Genomic DNA, 22,049 nt, shown 5'->3' with positions numbered 1-22,049 from the left:
TACAGGTTCGACATCCTTTTCGGATTGCGCGGACATTCTCCTTTTATTAATTGGTTTCGCCTTCATATATCAATATCCGGCTGCTAATATTCAAAGCTGTAAAATTAAAAATAAAGAATATATTGTAATTTTATATTTTATTGAGTCCCGTACCTTATCTGTGTATCTTTTTCAGATGTACGAGACTCTTTTAATATTGCAGATAATAATTTATCTACTGACTTTAACTGAAGCGGTGAAATCAACTGAACTGGTTGTTTCTAACGTTAATCCTTTTGTTTCTGGTGCCATGAACACTGAAACAATTAATCCGAGAAGTGATATACCAGCACCGACAAGCAATGTTGATGATATACCATAGGTGGCCATATAAACGGGCAGAGCATAAGTCGAGACGATGGTACCTATTCGACTAAAGGACATCACTGCGCCAACGGCAGACGCCCGTATCTCAGTAGGAAACAGTTCATTTGGATACAGCCACTGCAAGATCCCTGGACCACCGGAGAAGAAAGCGTAAACTGCAAAAGCGGCTACTATCAGCCAGATGCTTGGATTTGGTACGATACCAAGCAGCGCTAAGGAGGCAGTCATAATGCCAAAGCTGCCGATCAAAAGTGGTCTGCGACCGATAGAGTTCAGCCAGTACATCGCAGGAATACACCCGGCCATAAAGAATATACTGATAACGATATTACCTAGGGCCGCATCTTGACCCTCCGTAAATCCTAGCAGTCCGATTATTTGAGGCCCAAATGTATATATGGCGAACATAGGAATAACCTGACAGCTCCATATCGTACCGATGAATATTATTCTTTTTAAATAGACAGGCTCAAAAAGTTTACTATATTTGGTCTCTTCGGCCTCTTCAAAATTAATATCAATATCCTTACCAAAAAACTTATGCATTATTTCACGGCACTCTTCCACACGGCCTTTCTTAAGTAACCATCTTGGTGATTCAGGTAGATGAAAACGCCCGAGTAGAATAACGAGACAGGGGATAATCGCACTACCGAACATCCATCTCCAGCCGTCTTGCACATCGTATAAAAGATAGCCGACCATGTTGGCGGCAGTTGCACCGACGTACCACATAGCAGCGATGAAACCCATGGTGAATGCGCGTTTCTTTGTCGGGGAGAACTCGGCAACCATAGAGGTTGCGATGGGATAATCGGCTCCAATGACGATACCAATTAGGAATCGTAAAATGACTAATTCGATGGGAGATGAGATAAACATGGTTGCAAATGAAAGTACCGCAATAGCAATAATGTCTATCATAAACATTTTCTTACGACCGACTAAATCTGCCACATAGCCAAATAGCGCGGTCCCGATAAATAGGCCGACCAGCGTCGCTGCACCAACTAAACCTATCCATTGTGCATCTAGTCCTAATTCTGGTGTAAGTTGTTGAAGTGCCAGTCCAATAATAACTAATACATAGCCATCTAAAAATGGACCGCCGCTTCCCCAAAGCATTATTTTTCTATGAAGTGGAGTAAACTCCATATCATCGAAGTTTTTCTTTGATTTCATACTACTAACCACCAATTTCATTTGTTCTAATAAGAATGTTCACGACTGTTATAGTTGCAAAAAAATATAAAGATACCCTTAACCAATTAGCTGAGAGTTTTTTCTTTGCATATACTTCTTCGAATCAGATAACCCTATTCTAAAATTTTACAACGTAAACATTTAAATAACAGTGATGTAACTAATGGTTTTGCTATATGTTTTATTTATTTAGAATTTTTACATTAATACATCTGCTGATATGTTCTGATTTTTAAATTTGTCGTGCTATATTTATTTTTATATGTTTTCAGTTTTACGTTTGAATGTGTTTGTGGTTTTCAACTAACCACTAACTACCTAAGTGATAATTTAATTACATATACCACTGTGATTTTTAAAACAGAGGGTGTTTTAAAAACACCCTCTGTTAATATTATGGTTACCCATAACGGTATTCTATTCCAAATGTACCTCTAGGGTATTCCCATTTTTCCAGAATAGTGTCGCCACAAAGAAATTTACAGGTACCACATTCCAGACAACCCGCAGAATCAAAACGGATAGACCCGTCATCTTCGAGTTTATATAAACCAGCCGGGCAAGCGTTTACCAACTTGCGATACTCGTTCATATTCGGATTATCTTTGAGGATAATATGTGGATGACCTTCATCTACGTGAAATTTATTGACGCCCAGTTTAACGTCTACATTGACTGACTCGGTCATATTGAAGTGACTCCTTTAATGCCATCTTTGATCAGGTTCATGTAACCCACCTCTTTACAATGTTTCATGAGGGTCTTGCGTAGTGGTTGTGATTCGCTGCCATCTACGGTGAACATGCTTTGCATTATGTCGGCAACCATCTTTGGATACTGATTGAAGATCCGGGGTGTTTCCATGAATGCGGGAAGGTTCTTATAGAGTTTCAGATCTTTCATCAGGAAGCTGTCTTCCAGGAGTGTCTGATATGAAGATAAGCCTTGTGCGCTAAAATCACCTGTTGCACGAGCCGCTAAAACGGCTTTTGCTGCTGCTTCGCCAGAAGCGATGGCAAGATCCATACCGCGAACGGTATAGCCAATGTTTAAGCAAAAACCCGCCGCATCTCCGGTTATCAATACGCCATCATCGACCAGTTTCGGTACCATATTAAAACCAGCTTCCGGTACGACATGACCCGAATACTCAAGTAACTTACCGCCTTCAATCAATGGCTTAATCATTGAGTGATTTTTGAAATCTTCCAACATTTGCGGAACCGTTTTATCTGAACTGCCGATGTCGTGTAGTCCGCAAACGATACCCAGTGATACAGTGGTTTTGTTAGTGTAGATAAAGCCACCACCCATCAAACCATTTGATGGCGAACCGGCGAATAACCATGCCGCACCCTCATCGTCAGAGAGGTTAAATCTATCTTGAATAACCTCTTTCGGTAGTTCAATCAGCTCTTTTACCCCTACGGCCATCACGTCAGCGTTGACCTTAGGTTTTACCATGCCTAATTTCTCAGCCAGCACAGGATTAACGCCTTCAGCTAGAATGACTGACTTGGCTAGCAACTCATCACCATCGGCTTTAACGCCTATGACTTTGCCATCTTTAGTGATGAGCTCATCGACACGAATACCGCTAATAAATTGGGCACCCACCTCTTCGGCTTTTCCCATCAACCATTGGTCAAAATCACCTCTTAAAACTGTATAGGATTCTTGAACTGGTGTTTGTGCTCGGCCATTATGGTAGTCAAGGGTGACACCGGTATCATCGGTCAAGAAGGTGACTTTTTCTTTAGTGACTTTTCTTTCTACTGGTGCTTCTTTAGCAAAACCGGGAATAATTTTCTCTAGGCTATGCGCATAGAGTCGGCCACCTGTCATGTTTTTGCTTCCGGCAAAGTTGCCGCGTTCAATAACGAGAACATCAGCTCCCTCTTTTGCTAATACATAAGCGGCAACGCATCCAGCAAGCCCGGCACCTACGATAATCGCGTCAAATACATCTTCTGACATACAAATTTACTCTTCACATAATTTGGTTTTTAACACCGGACTTTCTGTGCCCAGTGTTAAATGGGGAGATAAATACGACCCGCTGGTCAATTAGCTTTTAAAGGCGCTGATGAGTGCTGGTACGACCTTATTTAAGTCGCCAACAATTCCGTAGTCTGCATACTGGAAAATGGGGGCGTTTTTATCTTTGTTTACCGCAAGAATTGTCTGTGAACCCAATGCACCAACCATATGCTGTATCTGTCCAGAAATACCCAAAGCCAGATAAAGTTCTGGTTTTAGCATGACCCCAGAAACACCGATGTAACGCTCACGTTCCATCCATTTTTCTGTTTCGGCAATCGGGCGAGAACAACCCAGCTCTGCACCAATTGCAGCACCAAGTTCGGCAACCATTTGCAGGTTCTCTTGTTTGCCAATACCGCTACCGATAGCAATAACGCGTTTTGCCTTACCTAAGTCCACGCTTTCGCCTTGCTTAGCACGGCGCTCGATGCACTTGATAGCAGATTTAGGTTCGATGAATGAAACCGAAACTGCTTCACCCGTTTTTGAAGTGTCAGCTTCGGCGGCTTCGAATACGCCATTTCCGATAGTCACAAGTGCGATGGGTGATACGATTTTCTCTTCACCTATCGCTAGGCCGCCGTAGACCATATGCTTGGCCGTGACACCTTCACCGACTGTGACTTCTGAAGCGTCGTTGACCACACCAGCCTTAAGCTGGACACCTACTTTTGCAGCCAGTGCTTTACCGCGTTTAGTCGCACCTAACAGCATTAAGGTGTGCGTATCGCCATTAGCGATCGCATGGGCCATCGTTTCGGCATAATCTTCAATGATCTTGTTGGCGTCTTTTTCACCCAGGTAATACACATGGGTTGCACCCAATGAGTATGCTGTGGCGATTTCATCTTCAGAACCAATCACGAAAGCAGACACTTTTTCGCCTAGCTGAACGCCGCCGGCGATAACTTCAGGTAAACGGGAAGCGATATCACTAAATACCCATACATTAGACAGTTTGCTCATCATTTTTTCCCTTAGTTAAGTGCTTTGCGCAGGTATTCTGCAAATTCTGCGACTTGTTTTTCATCATCGCCGTCAATAATGATCTTCTTACGATCAGTTTGTTTTGGTGCCAGTACTGAAACTGATTCAACCAGAACAGGTATTTCAGCAAGCTCGAGATCTTCGATACTTAACTTAGTTACCGGCTTTTTGGATGCGGCTAAAATAGTCTTCATCGATGGGATTGATGGATCGTTAATATCGGCTGAAACAGAAATAACGGCAGGTAAGGTGATCTCAAGCACTTCGACTTCATCGTCTAAGGCTCTTTCAACGGTAAGCTTACCGTCTTGGACTGACACTATTTTACTGACGGCATTGATGGTGGCAACGTCCAGTAACTCACCCAGTTGTAGACCCACTTGTTGCGCGTATAAGTCACCTGAGCCATCACCACAAATAATCAGATCAAAGCCATTTTTCTTTGCGGCAGCCGCTAATACACGGGCAGTCTGATGAGGAAGAGCCTGTTCGAATTTTTCGTCAACGACAACCGTTAGCTCATCGGGTCCGCGAGAGAGGATGTCTTTACGCGCTTTAGGGTTATCTAAAGCCTTGCCGCCTATGCTTAAGGCGGTGATCTTGCATTCTCCAACAAGGGCTTTGATTTCGACCGCAGCTTCTACCGCATTGAGATCAAACTGGTTGATCTTTGGTGCAGCTTTGCTGGTGTCCAGAACACCGTCAGCTTTCACCGAGATATCTTGCTCTTCAGGAACTAATTTGTAACACGTAATAATTTTCATTATGTCTCCAGTTAAGATATTGCATACTTCTAAATTTGATATATGGCTATGTTCTTTATGATTTAACCTATACAACCTCAGAAAATGTCTTGACGGTAAACCGCTGCATACTTATTGTTTTTTGCCAATTCGGCGTATCAATAACTGTAATCTCTTCATGTTATAAATAAATCATATATAGCGACTTTAATATATCTACAGTCTGTTATTTAGAAGTGTGTTTTATTACCGTATGTTCATTTAGTAGGATGTGCAATTATAGGTCTAGAATTAATAATGCTAATGTTAGACTGGTCACACTTATTAACAGTATCCTGTTAGTGTTTCTAACGTTAATATTAGTAATTCTAATGCCTCTCATTTAATAGGTGTCTTAGCTCTTTAAATACAAGGGTTTTTAGCTGGTGTAATAACAATATTAGCTCTGCTAATAGCGTTGGTTATTAATGGTTTTATTGTATTTCTTAGTATTTCTAATAGTAATGTTAGCTCTACTAATAAAGGGTTTTAGCCGTACTAATATCACTATTAGAAATACTATTTTGAGTAATAGGTTTTGCCGATTCTCGCTTTATTTTTTGGCTATGTTTTTTTCGGGCTTACAATGTGCGCGTGTAATAAAGGTGAATAAAAACAACGGTATGTATCTTTACCTTGAGTGTTTGATTCCATTGGTTCTTTCGTTTTTTATTAATTTTTTGTTGCGTTAACCCACTTTTAAACTTCATTTTTAGCCCCTGTTTTGTGATGGGAATAACACTATTTTAAAAGTGATTTTTTCCGTTTTCTTTCTATTTCAAATGATCGTGATAACGATCACTGAATAAGAAAGTTAAGGAATGCATTATTCTGTCGTCAACCAAGCAGTGTTAATTAATAAATCAACGTTGTGGTCAGTGGGTAAGAAAATGAAAAAGGTGTGTTAAGTTATTTTAATTTGCGTCTCCAACCATTCTTAATAGTTAGCATTAATAGCCGGGGGTAATCTTCCTAGCTATAAGCTAATACTAGGTCTGATAAGTATACAGATTGAAATAACTTCGAAACCTTCACTATTATCCTCCTAAATATAAGAGGGAGATGTATTAAGATGAATGAAAAAACGATGGATGTAGATATCACCGAAGTAAAAAAGAGGAAGGTCACTATTGACCCGAAAATATTTTTTCCTTCATTGCTTATCGTCATATTGCTTTCTTACTTGACTGTAAGAGATCTGGACGCAGCTAATTTGGTAATTAAGGATGTATTTCACTATTTGACCCACACATGGGGTTGGGCGTTTGAATGGTACATGATCGCAATGGCAGCGGGTTGGGCTTGGCTGGTCTGGGGACCCTATGCAAACAATCGCTTAGGTCAGGAAACACCTGAATTCAGTACCGGAAGTTGGATCTTCCTAATGTTTGCTTCCTGTACATCGGCAGCAGTGTTGTTCTGGGGGTCGTTAGAAGTCTATTACTATGTAACTTATCCTCCCTTCGATCTCGAAGCACTGTCGGTTCCAGCAAAAGAGTTAGGACTTGCTTATAGTCTCTTCCATTGGGGACCTCTGCCTTGGATGGGTTACGGTTTCTTTACCGTTGCTTTGGGTTACTTCCTGTTCGTTAAGAAAATGGATGTAGTTCGTCCCAGTGGCACCTTAGAGCCGATTCTAGGTAAACATCATAAGGGGATTATTGGTACTTGTATCGATAACATCTATGTGGTCGCCTTGATCCTTGCTATGGGTACCAGCCTAGGTCTGGCTACACCTCTTGTGACTGAGTGTATCCAATGGTTGTTCGGCATTCCTCGTACCCCGGCAGTCGATACAATCGTTATCTCTTCATGGATTATCTTTAACGCTGTGTGTGTCGCCTTCGGTCTGCAGAAGGGCGTTAAGCTTGCCAGTGATCTGCGTAGCTACCTAAGTATCATCATGCTTGTTTGGGTGTTCCTTATCGGCGCCACCAGCTTCACGGTTAACTACTTCACTGAGTCAGTCGGTGTCATGTTGGACCTACTGCCTCGCATGCTCTTCTATACCAGTTCAATCAGTGAAGGCAGCTTCCCGCAAGATTGGACCGTGTTCTACTGGGCTTGGTGGGTAGTGTATGGCATTCAGATGTGTATCTTCCTGGCTAAGATCTCTCGTGGTCGTAAAGTACGAGAGCTTTGTCTGACAATGGTGGGTGGTTTGACGGCTTCTACTTGGTTCCTTTGGACCATTCTGGGCAGTAACACCATGAACTTGATGAATGAAAATATCATCAACATGCCTCAGCTAATTTCTGAACATGGTGCTGCCAGAGCGATCATCGAAACCTGGGCCGCACTACCGTATAGCACGATTACCATGTGGGGCTTCTTCATCTTATGTTTCCTCGCAACGGTCACCCTGATCAACGCCTGTTCTTACACGTTGGCGATGTCTACCTGTAAGGGAGTCGATGCTGATAACGAGCCACCAGTGTGGGTGCGTGTGGGTTGGTCTGTACTTGTAGGTGTTATCGGTATCGTGTTGTTGTCACTGGGCGGACTTAAGCCTCTACAGACGGCAATTATTGCCGGTGGTGCGCCGCTGATTATCGTCAATGTCATGATTATTATCTCTTTCTTGAAAGATGCTCGTAAAAACAAATGGAGCTCTTAGTGTTGGCCTACAAGCCTGCTCTTTAGCCAAGTAATAGCAATTTATAGGAATATACGATGGATTTTAAATTAAACGACGAGCAAGAGTTATTTGTTTCTGGTATTCGCGACTTAATGGCGAAGGAGAACTGGGAAAACTACTTCGCAGAGTGTGACGAAAACAGTCAGTACCCTGAAAGGTTTGTCAAAGAGTTAGCCGATATGGGGATCGACAGTTTGTTGCTTCCTGAAGAGTACGATGGATTCAATGAAGGCATGGTAACTCTGACCGCTATTTGGGAAGAACTCGGAAGATTGGGTGCTCCCACTTACGTTCTTTACCAGCTTCCAGGTATTGCTACTGTACTGAGACACGGTAACCAAGCTCAGATCGATAAGATCATGGCATTTCGTGGCACCGGTAAGCAGATGTGGAACTCGGCGATTACTGAGCCTAGTGCCGGTTCTGACGTGGGTAGCTTGCTTACCACTTATAAAAGAAAGGATGGCAAAATTTATCTGACTGGTAGTAAGTGCTTTATCACGAGTGCGGCAGGTACGCCTTACATCGTGGTGATGGCTAAAGATGCCGATTCAGAAAAGCCAATCTTCACCGAGTGGTTTGTCGATATGTCAAAACCTGGGATCAAGCTAGGCAAACTGCCAAAGCTTGGGCTAAAAATGGACAGCTGCTGTGAGTTGCAGTTTGACGAACTTGAACTCGAAGAGTCAGATATGTTTGGTGAGGAAGGCAATGGCTTCCTTCGTGTTAAGGAGGAGTTCGATTCTGAACGTTTCCTCGTTGCACTGACCAACTATGGTGCAGCGTACTGTGCATTCGAAGATGCGGCTAAATATGCCAATCAACGTGTGCAATTCGGTGAGGCTATTGGTCGATACCAGCTGATCCAAGAGAAGTTTGCTCATATGGCTATCAAGCTTAACAGCATGAAAAACATGGTTTATGAAGCAGCTTGGAAATGTGATAACGGCGTCATGACTTCGGGTGACTCGGCAATGTGCAAATTCTACTGCGCAAATGCGGGCTTTGAAGTCATCGATTCTGCCATGCAGGTTCTGGGTGGTTACGCTATTGCCGGTGAGCATCGTATCAGCCGTATGTGGCGTGACATTCGTGTCGACAGAGTGTCTGGCGGTTCAGATGAGATGCAAATTCTGACCTTAGGTCGTTCTGTGTTGAAGCAATATAAGTAACTGTCGCTGGGTTTAATCCGTACGGCAAGGCCTCCACAAACCATTGTGGAGGCCATTTAAATACTTGCCTAGTTCCTGAAAACGCGCATTTATCGTCATCACGTTTTCAAGGTTCAGTACGCCTTATCTTCAAATCCGTTTGAGTCTTTATTAGAGATTGCCGACGTATCGTCGTGCAGAGTCTTTGTTTGAATATAAAAGAGAAGGGTAATATGTCAAAGAAATTAACCACTCCTACGTTCGGCCCGCTAGCAGGGGTTCGAGTTGTATTTTCCGGTATTGAAATCGCAGGGCCTTTTGCAGGCCAGATGCTTGCCGAGTGGGGCGCTGAAGTCATTTGGATTGAGAATGTGGCTTATGCAGACACCATACGTGTACAGCCTAACTATCCAGAGCTGTCTCGTCGTAATCTACATGCCTTGTCTCTGAACATCTTTAAAGATGAAGGTCGGGATGCGTTTCTAAAATTGATGGAAACGACTGATATCTTCATTGAAGCGAGTAAAGGACCCGCCTTCGCTCGTCGCGGTATCACTGACGAAGTTTTGTGGCAGCATAACAAGAAATTGGTTGTTGCTCATCTGTCAGGTTTCGGCCAGTACGGCACCGATGAGTATACTAATCTTCCTGCTTACAACACGATTGCTCAGGCGTTCAGTGGCTACCTTATCCAGAACGGGGACAAGGACCAGCCTATGCCGGCTTTCCCTTATACGGCTGACTACTTCTCAGGCATGACTGCGACCACTTCAGCCTTGGCGGCCTTATACCGTGTTCGTGAAACCGGTGTCGGCGAAAGTATCGACATCGCCATGTATGAAGTGATGTTGCGTATGGGTCAGTACTTCATGATGGATCACTTCAACGGTGGTGAGATGTGCCCGCGTATGACCAAAGGTAAAGATCCTTATTATGCCGGTTGTGGTCTGTACACCTGTAAGGACGGCTACATCGTTATGGAGCTGGTCGGTGCAATGCAGATTGAAGAGATGTTCAAGGATATGAATATTTCTCATCTATTTGGCACAGAGGAGATCCCTGCAGGAACTCAGCTGATCCATCGCGTTGAATGTCCTTTCGGTCAGCAGGTTGAAGATAGTCTGGATGCCTATCTCGCGACTCGCACTATTGAAGAGGCGTTAGCAAGATTTGCCGAGCTGAAAGTCGCCAGCGCTAAAGTGTTGACGGTTCCTGAGCTCGAGACTAACCCACAGTATGTGGCGCGTGAGTCTATTACCGAGTGGCAAAACATTGATGGCAAGACCTGCAAAGGGCCAAACGTGATGCCTAAATTCAAGAATAATCCTGGTCAGATATGGCGCGGAATGCCGAAACACGGTATGGATACTGCGAATATCTTGAGTGATATTGGTTATTCGGATGAAGAAATTCAAAATTTAAGTGAAAAAGGCTTGGCCAAAGTCTCTGGTAGTAAGTGAGGCATTGATAATGGATATCGTTGGTAGCAAAACAATCAGATGCATGTGGGAAGAGCGTGCGCGTAAATATAGTGATAACACAGCATTAGTTTTTGAGGATGCTGCTGGCGATGTCCGAGAGTTTACTTATAGTGCACTGAATGACGAAATTAACAAGGCAGCAAACTTATTCCTTCAGTTAGGTATTAATAAGGGGGATAAAGTCGCTGTACAGTTATATAACAGCCCTCAATTTATATTCTGTTGGTTTGGGTTAGCAAAAATTGGCGCTGTTATCGTTCCTCTTAATACGCAATATGTATATGGAGAGTGTAATTACATCATTAATAAATGTGATGTAAAAGCGGTGGTTATTGAAGAGGAGTTTCTGCCTACTTTTAAAAGAATAGCGCAGGATGACGATAATTTAGTCACTAATATCTTAGTGGCAAGGTCGATAAGTACAGATATTTCGAATGCGATTAATTTCGATAAGCTTATGAGCCAACAATCTAGTCAGTTAGACAAGATGGTGCCATTAAGCAGTGATGATGTGGTCGAAATTTTATGTACCTCTGGCACAACCTCCAGGCCTAAGGGAGTGGAGATCACTCACTGTAATCTTCTGTTCGCGGGTTATTACACAGCCTGGCAAACAAACTTGAGATCTGATGACATCTATTTAACTATGATGCCCAGCTTTCATATCGACTTTCAGTGCAATGCGGCTATGGCTGCGTTTACTGTTGGTGCGCGTTTAGTCATGCTTGAGAAGTACAGTGCACGTAAGTTTTGGAAGCAGGTTTGCGATTATAAGGCCACTATCACCCACAGTATGCCGATGATAGTTCGGACTTTAATGTTGCAGCCGGTCATGCCCCATGAACGCGAGCATTGTCTTCGTGACATGTTGTTTTTTATGCATATTTCAGATCAGGAAAAGTCAGATTTCGAAAAACGATTCAAGATTGAGTTGTTTAATTCCTATGGTATGACTGAGACCTTAGTCGGTTTAATCGGTGACACGCCAGGTGAAGAACGTCACTGGCCGTCCATCGGCAGACCGGGTCTCTCCTATGACGCTAAGATCACCGATGCTAATGGCGATGAAGTTGCGCCAAATGTTGTTGGCGATCTGCGAGTCAAAGGGGTTCCCGGGAGAACCATACTCAAGGGGTACTATAAGGATCCAGAAGCGACAGCACAGGTCTTGACTGCTGACGGTTGGCTCTACACCGGAGATAAAGGATATGTCGATGAAAGGGGATTATTTTATTTTGTCGATAGAAAGACAAATATGATTAAACGCTCTGGAGAGAATATTTCAAGTAGTGAAATTGAAAAAGTTCTGATGTCTCATCCCTATATTCTCGATGCTGCGGTTATCGGTGTTCCGGATCATATCCGTGATGAAGCAGTAAAAGCCTTCGTTATTTTTAATGAGGGCGAGTCATTGAGTGTCGATAATATACTCAATTATTGTTCTGAAAATATGGCTAAGTTTAAAGTTCCATCTATTGTTGAAATAAGAAAGTTCTTCCCAAGAACGTGTACTTGTAAAGTAGACAAGAAACTTCTTGCATGACTTTGTTTTAATAATTCCAGCTAAATAAAGTGAATTATATCGAATTAATTAAACCCAATTAATTAAATCCAATAACTGAATTAATCTTTTAATGAGAGTCATCTTTGATGACTCCTAATGGAGTATTAGTATGAGCGAATCATTACACATCGTCCGAAATGGCAGTATTTTAGAAATTACCTTGGACAGACCCAAGGCGAATGCCATTGACGCCAAAACCAGTTTTGAGATGGGAGAAGCCTTCCTGGCATTTCGTGAAGACCCAGAACTGCGCGTCGCCATTATTACCGGTGCCGGTGCACGTTTCTTCTCTGCTGGTTGGGATCTGAAAGCCGCGGCCGAAGGTGAAGCACCAGATGCTGATTTTGGCCCAGGTGGATTTGCGGGTTTAACCGAGATTTTTGATCTAGACAAGCCTGTCATCGCAGCGGTAAATGGCTATGCATTCGGTGGTGGTTTTGAACTTGCGCTTGCGGCAGACATGATTGTTTGTTCTGAGAATGCCAGTTTTGCTTTGCCTGAAGCCAAACTCGGTATTGTGCCTGACAGCGGCGGAATGCTACGTCTGCCTAAATTGTTACCGCCTGCAATTGTCAATGAGTTGATGATGACTGGCCGTGGTATGGGCGCCGAAGAAGCACTTCGTTGGGGCGTCGTTAACCGCGTGGTTGAAAGCGATAAACTGATGGAGACCGCGCGTGAATTGGCTCTGCAAATAGCTCAGGGCGCACCTTTGGCCATTGCCGCAATTAAAGAAATATATCGCGAAACGGCTGAGCTATCAGTTGAAGAAGGCTATCGTCATATCCGCACCGCAACCTTGAAAAATTATCCGTCAGTATTGCGTTCAGAAGATGCGTCAGAGGGACCTCTCGCTTTTTCTGAGAAGCGTGACCCTGTTTGGAAAGGCCGATAATCTTTCGATTAATAGCCTTAAATAAATCGGTGGGATCAGGTGATCCCGATCCCACTGTTATTAGTTCAAATAGCCCGTCAGGCGTTGTGTTTCTTGGTTTGTAAAAGGAGTTTCGAATGGCGTTAAAATTAGAGATGCAGGGACAAATATACGGCCCCTTCATCAATGAATATACACAAAAAGATGTCATGTTGTTTGCACTGGGTTGTGGTGCTGGAAGTGACGGTAAAACAGATTTAGATTATGTGTATGAAAAGAATTTAAAAGTATTACCTATGTTTGCGGCAATACAAATTGTCGACGCCGAGGTGACAAAGACTATAGATTATGGTTTCCAGTGGGGTGGATCTCTGCATTGGGGATTTGATCTCCATATTCATCAGCCATTACCCACCTGTCCGGGGAAATTGAGCACTACAGTGTTGCTAAAAGGCCTGTTTGATCGAGGTGAAGGCCGTGGCTGCCTCGCTCAACATATCGGCGAAACCTTCGATGAAGCTGGTACAAAACTCTTTACTAACGAGAGCTGGGATTGTGCCCTCTATGACGGTGGCTTCGGTGGACCTAAGGCGCCCAGAGATATCGTTGAGATGCCTGAACGAGCACCTGATTTTGAAATTGAACAAGCAATTCCACTTAACCAGGCGCTTATTTACCGACTATCTGGTGACGATCATCCCCAACATGTCGACTGGGAGTATGCTCAGGAATTTGGTCACCCTAAGCCAAACCTGCATGGAGTGAGCACAGCTGGTGTTGCCTGTTGTCACATTATTCAGGCCATGTTTCCCGGCAAACCTGAACGTCTGACGCGTTTTAAAACCCGTCTCACCAAATCATTGTATCCGGGCAGCACAGTGAAAACCCAAATCTGGAGATGGGACGATAACTGTATTCACTTCAAAATGGTGGATGCCAACGATCCTGAGATGGTCTATCTGAACTTTGGCCTCGTAGAGTGGCAATAGTCGAGATAGAGCTACCGAGCGGAAAGTCGCTCGGTTCATGTTTTTCGGTGAGCGCAATGCTCCCAAGAATATCGATGGCACCTTTATATTCAGTGCTCACCACACTGTTATCGGGTCGGTATTAGAGACATTATCCGTTAATTTTTTGGGTCTATTGAGGCAGAGAGTTAACCGCTAATTTCTTACACAATGTAAGAGAGTCACTTGTATGGCCTGTTATGTTCTTGAAAGGCTTAAGTTGCTGATAAAATGGATAGTAAATAGAGCGAGTAATTGTAATGCCCTGTTATGAATTTGAAGGCTTAGTGCCAGTGGTAGATCCCAGTGCCTATGTCCACCCGACTGCAGTATTAATCGGTGATGTAATCGTCGGTGCAGATGTCTATATTGGGCCAACTGCATCGTTGCGTGGTGATTATGGTCGGCTGATTTTAGAGCAAGGTTCCAATCTGCAAGATGGCTGCATCATGCACGGTTATGCTGGTATGGATACCGTGGTTGAGCAGGACGGTCATATCGGTCATGGCGCCATTTTGCATGGTTGTGTGATTAAGCGAAATGCCCTCGTCGGCATGAACGCGGTGGTGATGGATGGTGCCGTGATTGGGTGTGACAGTATTGTTGGTGCAATGAGCTTTGTAAAAGGAAGTTTTCAAGGCGAACCGCGGCAACTGCTGGTTGGCTCGCCAGCTAAGGTCATTCGGCAGGTATCTGAGCAAGATTTGCATTGGAAAGGGCTCAATACCTTAGAGTATCAGCTATTAGCGGGTCGCTCGTCGAGATCGATGCAGGAGGTCGAGCCGTTGACTCAGGTTGAGGCTAATCGTCCACGTTTAATAGGATCTACCGAGGTACAGCCGAAAAGTTAGTGTCAATTTGGCTGGTTTTAACTCTGGCTTATTTGAGCAAGGTTATACGCTTATCGAAGCGTCACATTTTTTATGCTGCCTGAGGAGTGTTCTATTTCAACAGAGTCAGTTGATGATTTTCAATCCCCACATTGTTTGATTCTGTAGCTGTTAGTGATGGCCAGGCGGCATACCTTTTTATTGTTTAGGTAAGAATCTAGGCGACATGTAAATGTTACCAATGCGCGGACATGTCATTTGAATAAGATACTAATTTCAATTGAATACATTAGAGATAAGGAGAGGATTATGCCGCTCGACCCAAAAGTTGAACAGTTTTTGCAAAAGGTGCGTGACTCGGGTGCTCCAGCTTATGAGGATATGACGCCGGCACAGTCCAGACGTGACGATCTAACCGCATTAGCCACGGCAACACCAAGCCGTAAACCAGAAAGCGTTTCTGCGGTTGAACATCGCTTTATTCCGGGGCCAACGGCCGACCTACCCATTCGTATCTATCGTCCTGAAGGCGTTGAAGACACGGGAGAGTTGCAGCCTGGGCTTATCTTTATTCATGGCAGTGGTTGGGTTGTATCTAACATCGAAACCAATGATTCATTTAGTCGAGCGTTGGCTAATCGCACTGGGGCTGTTGTCATTGCCATTAATTACCAGAAGGCACCGGAGCACAAGTTTCCTATCCCTATGGATGATTGTTATGCCTCGACACAATGGGTTTTTGAGTATGCATCTCAACTTGGCTTGGATGCGAATAGAATTGGTATTTTAGGTGACAGTGCGGGCGGTAATCTTGCTGCTGCTGTGTGTTTACGTCTGCGTGATGAAAATGGACCTAAGCTGGCATATCAGGTATTGGTTTACCCAGCAGTGCAGTACGGGTGGCATACGCCTTCGGCTGTCGCCAATGCCGAAGGTTATTTGCTCCAGCAAGCCAGTATGAAATATTACTGGAATCACTATGTACGCAGCGAAACCGATGCCAAAAATCCCTATTGCTCGCCCCTCGATGCTGCCGACCACAGTGGGTTACCACCGACATTGATCTATACCGCCGAGTATGATCCCTTATGCGATGATGGCTGTCATTATGCACAAAAACTTCAGGCATGCGGTGTGCTGGTAAAACATAAGATGTATGGCGGCGTCATTCACGGTTTCATAAAAATGTTGGGTGTGTTTGATCAAGCCGATGAATTTCTCGATGAAGTCAGCCAAGATCTCAGTGTTATATTGGGATAGTCTAATTACCAGTATATTAGACTTTGTCTAATCTTCTCGAACAAGTGTATTTGATTAATGCCCTGTTTAATTCTACGGGGTATTTTCACGAACGATTGTTAACCAAATGAAAAATTTAAATATTGATGAATGTTTTATTTTAATAAAAACACCCAAGATGTATGCGTTATTTTGACAATAGTTGATGGTAAATATTTTGTTCAAGGTTAAGCTTTTGATTTATAGTGGCTTTATTCTTATTGTTTGATTTTTATTATCATTGTCGTTATATTTTAAAATTGCACTGAAATTTATTTTTATATTTAGTGTTCACGTTATAGGTAGTGTTTGTGATCCCAGTCTTATTATTAAAAAAACCCGTTCCATTTAACTATGGAGTAACACTTTATTGTGCGCGTCATTACATTTTTTAAGTAAAATCTTATGATAACCTCCTGTAAGGTTTTCGATATTTAGTTAATTATGAATAATAATATTCCGTTAAGAGCACTTCAGATTTTTGAGTCCTGCGCAAGATTAGAAAGTTGCTCTCTTGCTGCTAATGAATTGAGTATTACTCAAAGTGCTGTATCGCAGCAGATTAAACAGCTGGAAGACTACTTCTTAGAAAAGCTATTTTATCGGAATTCAGGAAAAATCAACTTAACTGAAGCAGGCCTTGAACTGAGGCAGAGACTGTCTCCGGTTTTCTATGACTTGAATAGTGTCTGTGCCAGTCTGGTTCCAACGATGTCTGGTGAGGTCAGGGTGCACTCCTATACTTCTCTCGCGGCCAGATGGCTGGTTCCAAATATGGAGAAGTTGAGAAGGGAATATCCTGAGTTGAATATTAACGTCGGCATGTTTCAAAATGACATCGAAATGAGCGATATGATTGCCGATATATTTATCGTAACTCGAGAGTCGCAAGATGGTTATGTGTTTAAGCCGCTTATTAAAGAGACGCTTATTGCATTTTGTAGTCCTGAATATCTTGAAAAGTCGAAAAAAATTACGTCGCAAAATTTACATGATCACTGTTTGTTATTTTCCAAACATAAAGATTATGGTCTGGACTGGGATAGCTGGTTCAGGGATAACGGTATCGAAATGAGTTCCGTTCAGAAGAAGTTAGTGTTTAATCATAATATGCTAGCGGTTCAAGCTGCGATATATGGAGAAGGTGTTGTACTGGGGGTTGAACAAACCTTGAAGGTTGAAATCGATTCGGGCAACCTGGTTAAATTAGATCTTCCTTCATGTTATTCAGGTTTTAATTATTCGATAGCCTATAAAGCATCGAAGCAGCGCGATGCAAGGATCATGAAAATCGTTGATTGGATCTGTGACAAATATCCTCGTGTGGGTAGTAGTAAGTAATACCGCGAAGCTTTGTTTTATACCAAACACTGTCCATCACTTGGACAGTGATAAATCTCGTACCTTTTTCTTCCACGCACCTGAAGAGCATCAATTTCTGTCACACCAGAAAGTCTCCATTAGCTATGTTTATGTTCCATAGCCGTTCTCAGCCTTATATCAAAGGTACTTTTGCCAATTTACCTCAATCATTTTGTGCATTCTCAATGTAGAAATATTACTTTTCTAATGCTAAAACGAGATAGGCCAAAACCCTTTGTAAAAGAAATACGGCTGCCGTGGAGTCATTTAGCGACTGTTATTTATTGTTTTTTTATGGCAATTGCTGCATTTATAAATATTACGTGTTGTCAGTTGATATCAATAGCTACAATTACTCGTAGGATAAATAAAACGATCAGGCCATATCATTTTCTTTAAATGATTTAGGCTATCAATGTCAGAGAAAAATGGGCGTTGCCGTTCAATAAATGTGTTCGAGACATCCCATCTAAATCTTCACTCCTCGTCGTGATTTATACAGCAAGTGTAGGCTGGGAATTTACTCATATGCATAGGCATTTTTTTGTTTGATTAATTACATTTTAGGCTAATATAGAGTATTCCAATCAGCTATCTTCCTGATACTATTGGCCAGCATGCCAAGATAAACGTTGTTTAGGCATTGGCACTCACGATTACACATTTCGATTGAGCATTACCAAGGGTTGTAAATGAAACCGACTGATCCGGCTCCTCAGCTAAAGTCACAGATACAAAAAAATTATAGTAGGGCAGTTTTTTACACTTACATCGGTGTAATTATCATGGCCTTGGTGACTGCTTGGTTCTTTTTTGAAAGACAAAAAACACAAGTGATGGAGCAACGTGAAGAGCTTGTTGAGCGTCATGTGCTACAAATCGATCTGTTGCTTGAATCGAGTATTAGAGCGGTAAAGAGTTTGCGTAATGTCGCCATTGACCATTTAAGGTTGGGTGAACTGGTGCGTAAAGACCGCTTACCCCAGTATGAAAAATTTAACGAAAGTGGTCAGTTTTTTACACTGGAACCGAGTTATGCCCACAGTGGTGAACCGTTTACCAGCATGGGGCGGATAACCGGTGCGGGTTCTCTTAACGGCCGCAGCGATAAGTTCTATCAAGAACTGGAAATGCTGTTTGAGTTATCGCTGTCATTCCCTGTTGCGACGCAAGCCGCGCCCAAAGCCTCATCCATCTATTACATCTCTAAACGTCGAATAATGTCCTATTATCCTTGGCCATCGGATGATCAACGTTTTCGCGATGAACTGCTCAATAAAAAACAGTTCCAGTTAGTCACCCCAGCGATGAATCCGCAGCGCAGTATTGCATGGAGTCCGGCCTATGTTGAGCCTGCTGAAAAGGGCTTGCTAACCACTCTAGGCGTGCCTATTTATCTCGAAGATGAGTTTATCGGATCAATCAACTTAGATATGACCTTATCTTCATTAGCCAAGCAGATCCGTCTCTATTTTAAAATGCCTGGTACAGTAATTTTACTGGATCAGGACAATAATATTTTGTCCCATAGCGATATCGATACCTCGGACTTTAGTCGGGTTTACCATATCAGCCAAAAGATCCCTTCTGAATTGCACTCCATCCCAGAGTCTGAACTGTTTGATGCCCATGAAGGTATTATCCGTAATGGCTATTACATTCACTCTGTAGCGTTAAATAATGCGCCTTGGCGACTACTGTATCTGCAAGATGTGGATGATCTGTTTAAAGATTCATGGGAAAAACTTGAACTGTCATTTGTGTTGGTGGTGATGGCGTTATCCATTTTGGTTACGATTGTGCATTGGCAGACACGTCGCTCGTTCGTTAACCCTGCCACTCGGCTACTCACACACTTAGAAGAGTGCTCGGCGGAGCCGATAAAGCCACCGGAGAAGATCACCGAAGGCTGGGCCCCCTGGTTCCAGCTCGTGAGTCGGATTTTTGAAGAAAACAAACAATATACCCGACATCTAGCAGAACAAAACCGGCGACTCGACAAGCAAGTTGCACAGCGTACAGAGCGACTCAAAGAGACCACTGAACGACGTGAGCAAGAGTATGCGTTATTGCGTTCCTTACTGGACTCGATCCCCGAAGCTATTGTGTTTAAAGATAAAGAGGGTCGTTATTTAGGTTGTAATAAATCTGCAGAGCGCATGCTTGGTTACACCGAAAATGAGATCATAGGCCAGTATGCTGATGCACTCATCCCGAGCGAGCAAGCGGTGCGTATTCGCGCCGAAGATAAACGCGTCCTCGCCAATCGCGTGCCACTGCGTTACCAAGAAAAAGTGGATCTGGCAGGTAAACCCGTACTGCTTGATACGTTAAAAATTCCCTTCTATAACCGCCGGGATGAGCTGTTAGGTTTGATTGCAGTATGGCGTGATGTTACCCGCGAGTATGAATCAGCTGAGCAGTTACGTTTGTCTGAAGAGCGTTATCATCTTGCGATGGACGCAGTAGAGGATGGCCTCTGGGATTGGTATCTAGATTCAGAGCAAATTATTTGTAATCCAGCGTATTACTCAATGCTCGGTTATAAGAGTAATGAATTTCCTGCGTTAGTCTCTACAATCGATGAACTTATTCACCCTGATGACCGTTTACGGGTAGAAGAACATCGTAATGAGTACCTGAGCAATCCCGTGGGCACTTATGATGTTGAATTTAGAATGCTCGGTAAAAATGGTGAGTACCATTGGCTGCTATCGCGTGGTCGAGTGGTCGAGTTTACTGCGACCAATCAACCCAAGCGTATGGTCGGAACCCATAAAGATATTACCCGCCATAAGCGCAATGAAGGCGCCATGCTTGAAGCTAAGCAAGACGCTGAAATGGCAAACCTTTATAAGAGTGAATTCTTGGCCAACATGAGCCACGAGATCCGTACACCGATGAATGCGATTATTGGTATGTTGCAGTTGGCGCAGCGCACATCGCTAACGGCTCAGCAGAAAGATTACCTCGAAAAAGCCGGTTTCTCAGCCCATTCATTGCTGCGGATCATCAACGACATTCTCGATTTTTCTAAGATTGAAGCCGGTAAGCTTGAACTAGAGCGGGTCGCATTCCCACTCGATAAGGTGCTCGACCATGCGTTGGATCTTAACGCGCTAAAAGCGCAAGAGAAGGGTGTCGAGCTACTGTTATATGCGCCGGTCACCGCGGGGTTAATTCTTGAGGGCGATCCACTGCGTCTGGGGCAAGTGTTGATTAACATGCTGTCTAACGCCGTTAAGTTCACCCAGTCAGGTGAAATTGAGCTTGGCTGTGAAGATGTCGGTGAGCGAGATCATCGCATTACGCTTAAATTCTGGGTACGTGATACCGGTATCGGGATTAGTAAAGAGCAGCAAGCCATTTTGTTTGACGCCTTTGCCCAAGCTGATGGTTCAACCACCCGTAAGTACGGGGGGACCGGACTAGGCTTATCTATTAGTAAGCACTTAGTGTCAATGATGGGTGGCACCATGCAAGTTGAAAGTGAGATGGGGGTAGGCAGTACCTTTAGTTTCACCATCAGCTTTGAGATTGCCGAAGAAGCGGAAGTGTTGCCATTTGTGGTGCCTGCAACCGTAGGCAGCTTGAAGACCTTAGTTATTGACGATAACCCGACAGCGTTGCAGATCTATTCAAGCGTGATGCGAGATTTTCACTTCTCTGTTGATACTGCCGCCAGTGGCCCTGAAGGGTTATATAAATTAAGCAAGAATCCGGTCGATTTACTGCTGCTTGATTGGATGATGCCCGAGATGGATGGTATTGAGGTGATTAAAGAGATCGACGCCATGGTGGCTGAAGGCAAGTTGGCTAAGCGACCTGTGATCATCATGATGACAGCCTATACGGCGGAGCCGATGCATAAGGATATTGAAGGTGCTAATGTGTTTGCATTGCTGCAAAAACCCTTTAAAGCGTCATCTTTGTTTGACGAAATAATCTCGGCATTCTCCGACGAACCAAGCCTAAATCCGCTACCAGAGGCGAGTGAAGAAGAATCAGACAAAGATGCTGGTTATATATTGTTAGTTGAAGATAACTTTATTAATCAGCAGGTTGCGACTGAACTACTCAAGAGTGCAGGTTATACGGTAGATGTGGCTGAAAATGGCCAAATCGCCTTAGAGATGATTGATGCGGCAAGCTACGATGCTGTTCTGATGGATATACAGATGCCAGTGATGGATGGTTTAACCGCCACCAAAGAACTGCGTAAACGTTATCCTGCATCAGAGCTGCCCGTTATCGCGATGACGGCCCACGCTATGTCTGGTGATAGAGAAAAGAGTTTATCAGCAGGGATGAATGCACATATCACTAAACCTATTGTGCTCAACGAGTTATTTGAAACCATCAGTTATTGGATTAATGAATGTGGTCGAAAATCATGATTAGCTTGATAATTTTTCATATAGGCTTGCTATAGTACAAGCCTATTTATTAAGCTAACAAATAATAAAGATTATTGTATTGATAC

General features: G+C 43.3%; 15 protein-coding genes. 10 read left to right on the top strand and 5 right to left on the bottom strand.

Features of this window, described 5'->3' with window-relative positions:
* Positions 1–210: 210 nt before the first annotated feature.
* The 5 genes from CXF86_RS09820 to CXF86_RS09800 all read right to left on the bottom strand — a co-directional run bounded on the left by CXF86_RS09820 (position 211) and on the right by CXF86_RS09800 (position 5,363).
* Entirely contained in the window at positions 211–1,548 is a 1,338-nt protein-coding gene (locus CXF86_RS09820) for an MFS transporter (RefSeq protein ID WP_101089883.1), read from the bottom strand.
* Between the two features lie 421 nt (positions 1,549–1,969).
* Positions 1,970–2,257: a ferredoxin family protein gene (locus CXF86_RS09815; RefSeq protein WP_101089884.1), complete on the bottom strand. Its 288-nt coding sequence runs from the start codon at positions 2,255–2,257 to the stop codon at positions 1,970–1,972.
* Positions 2,254–3,546 (bottom strand): FAD-dependent oxidoreductase FixC, encoded by a 1,293-nt coding sequence (gene fixC / locus CXF86_RS09810; protein WP_102038864.1) that lies wholly within the window; start codon positions 3,544–3,546, stop codon positions 2,254–2,256. The genes CXF86_RS09815 and fixC overlap by 4 nt, the downstream gene beginning before the upstream one ends.
* Positions 3,547–3,636: 90 nt before the next feature.
* Positions 3,637–4,578 carry an FAD-binding protein gene (locus tag CXF86_RS09805; protein WP_102038863.1) on the bottom strand — a complete coding sequence of 314 codons (942 nt, stop codon included), beginning with the start codon at positions 4,576–4,578 and terminating at the stop codon, positions 3,637–3,639.
* 11 nt (positions 4,579–4,589) lie between these two features.
* Positions 4,590–5,363, bottom strand: coding sequence for an electron transfer flavoprotein (locus tag CXF86_RS09800; protein ID WP_102038862.1), 774 nt, complete (start codon positions 5,361–5,363; stop codon positions 4,590–4,592).
* 1,090 nt (positions 5,364–6,453) lie between these two features.
* Between CXF86_RS09800 and caiT the strand changes: the two genes are divergently transcribed.
* From caiT to CXF86_RS09750, 10 genes are all read left to right on the top strand, one after another.
* Positions 6,454–7,998 carry an L-carnitine/gamma-butyrobetaine antiporter gene (gene caiT, locus CXF86_RS09795; protein ID WP_101089888.1) on the top strand — a complete coding sequence of 515 codons (1,545 nt, stop codon included), beginning with the start codon at positions 6,454–6,456 and terminating at the stop codon, positions 7,996–7,998.
* A gap of 56 nt (positions 7,999–8,054) precedes the next feature.
* Complete coding sequence (gene caiA, locus CXF86_RS09790) at positions 8,055–9,191, top strand: crotonobetainyl-CoA dehydrogenase (RefSeq protein WP_101089889.1); 1,137 nt, start codon at positions 8,055–8,057, stop codon at positions 9,189–9,191.
* A 212-nt stretch (positions 9,192–9,403) separates the two neighbouring features.
* Positions 9,404–10,630, top strand: coding sequence for an L-carnitine CoA-transferase (caiB, locus tag CXF86_RS09785; RefSeq protein WP_102038861.1), 1,227 nt, complete (start codon positions 9,404–9,406; stop codon positions 10,628–10,630).
* Between the two features lie 10 nt (positions 10,631–10,640).
* Positions 10,641–12,194 carry a crotonobetaine/carnitine-CoA ligase gene (gene caiC / locus CXF86_RS09780; RefSeq protein WP_102038860.1) on the top strand — a complete coding sequence of 518 codons (1,554 nt, stop codon included), beginning with the start codon at positions 10,641–10,643 and terminating at the stop codon, positions 12,192–12,194.
* A gap of 130 nt (positions 12,195–12,324) precedes the next feature.
* On the top strand, positions 12,325–13,110 hold the full coding sequence (gene caiD, locus CXF86_RS09775) for a crotonobetainyl-CoA hydratase (protein WP_101089892.1): 786 nt from the start codon (positions 12,325–12,327) through the stop codon (positions 13,108–13,110).
* A 116-nt stretch (positions 13,111–13,226) separates the two neighbouring features.
* Positions 13,227–14,078 carry a MaoC/PaaZ C-terminal domain-containing protein gene (locus CXF86_RS09770; protein ID WP_101089893.1) on the top strand — a complete coding sequence of 284 codons (852 nt, stop codon included), beginning with the start codon at positions 13,227–13,229 and terminating at the stop codon, positions 14,076–14,078.
* Positions 14,079–14,356: 278 nt separating this feature from the next.
* Complete coding sequence (gene caiE / locus CXF86_RS09765) at positions 14,357–14,947, top strand: carnitine operon protein CaiE (protein WP_102038859.1); 591 nt, start codon at positions 14,357–14,359, stop codon at positions 14,945–14,947.
* A 288-nt stretch (positions 14,948–15,235) separates the two neighbouring features.
* A complete protein-coding gene (locus tag CXF86_RS09760; RefSeq protein WP_102038858.1) occupies positions 15,236–16,186 on the top strand; it encodes an alpha/beta hydrolase in 951 nt (316 codons plus the stop codon).
* A gap of 462 nt (positions 16,187–16,648) precedes the next feature.
* Positions 16,649–17,545 carry a LysR substrate-binding domain-containing protein gene (locus CXF86_RS09755; RefSeq protein ID WP_101093465.1) on the top strand — a complete coding sequence of 299 codons (897 nt, stop codon included), beginning with the start codon at positions 16,649–16,651 and terminating at the stop codon, positions 17,543–17,545.
* 713 nt (positions 17,546–18,258) lie between these two features.
* Entirely contained in the window at positions 18,259–21,963 is a 3,705-nt protein-coding gene (locus tag CXF86_RS09750) for a response regulator (protein WP_102038857.1), read from the top strand.
* The last annotated feature ends 86 nt before the right edge of the window (positions 21,964–22,049 follow it).

The sequence above is a fragment of the Shewanella sp. GutCb genome, assembly GCF_002836135.1.
In the GTDB taxonomy this organism is placed as follows: Bacteria; Pseudomonadota; Gammaproteobacteria; order Enterobacterales; family Shewanellaceae; genus Shewanella.
The sequence above is the reverse complement of the archived record's forward strand: the minus strand, read 5'-3'. Positions and strand labels throughout refer to the sequence as shown.

What these genes read in the sequence shown, in the direction of transcription:
- CXF86_RS09820 (WP_101089883.1), bottom strand. Translation starts at nt 1,548, where the DNA reads ATGAAATCAAAGAAAAACTTCGATGATATGGAGTTTACTCCACTTCAT.
- CXF86_RS09815 (WP_101089884.1), bottom strand. Translation starts at nt 2,257, where the DNA reads ATGACCGAGTCAGTCAATGTAGACGTTAAACTGGGCGTCAATAAATTT.
- fixC (WP_102038864.1), bottom strand. Translation starts at nt 3,546, where the DNA reads ATGTCAGAAGATGTATTTGACGCGATTATCGTAGGTGCCGGGCTTGCT.
- CXF86_RS09805 (WP_102038863.1), bottom strand. Translation starts at nt 4,578, where the DNA reads ATGAGCAAACTGTCTAATGTATGGGTATTTAGTGATATCGCTTCCCGT.
- CXF86_RS09800 (WP_102038862.1), bottom strand. Translation starts at nt 5,363, where the DNA reads ATGAAAATTATTACGTGTTACAAATTAGTTCCTGAAGAGCAAGATATC.
- caiT (WP_101089888.1), top strand. Translation starts at nt 6,454, where the DNA reads ATGAATGAAAAAACGATGGATGTAGATATCACCGAAGTAAAAAAGAGG.
- caiA (WP_101089889.1), top strand. Translation starts at nt 8,055, where the DNA reads ATGGATTTTAAATTAAACGACGAGCAAGAGTTATTTGTTTCTGGTATT.
- caiB (WP_102038861.1), top strand. Translation starts at nt 9,404, where the DNA reads ATGTCAAAGAAATTAACCACTCCTACGTTCGGCCCGCTAGCAGGGGTT.
- caiC (WP_102038860.1), top strand. Translation starts at nt 10,641, where the DNA reads ATGGATATCGTTGGTAGCAAAACAATCAGATGCATGTGGGAAGAGCGT.
- caiD (WP_101089892.1), top strand. Translation starts at nt 12,325, where the DNA reads ATGAGCGAATCATTACACATCGTCCGAAATGGCAGTATTTTAGAAATT.
- CXF86_RS09770 (WP_101089893.1), top strand. Translation starts at nt 13,227, where the DNA reads ATGGCGTTAAAATTAGAGATGCAGGGACAAATATACGGCCCCTTCATC.
- caiE (WP_102038859.1), top strand. Translation starts at nt 14,357, where the DNA reads ATGCCCTGTTATGAATTTGAAGGCTTAGTGCCAGTGGTAGATCCCAGT.
- CXF86_RS09760 (WP_102038858.1), top strand. Translation starts at nt 15,236, where the DNA reads ATGCCGCTCGACCCAAAAGTTGAACAGTTTTTGCAAAAGGTGCGTGAC.
- CXF86_RS09755 (WP_101093465.1), top strand. Translation starts at nt 16,649, where the DNA reads ATGAATAATAATATTCCGTTAAGAGCACTTCAGATTTTTGAGTCCTGC.
- CXF86_RS09750 (WP_102038857.1), top strand. Translation starts at nt 18,259, where the DNA reads ATGAAACCGACTGATCCGGCTCCTCAGCTAAAGTCACAGATACAAAAA.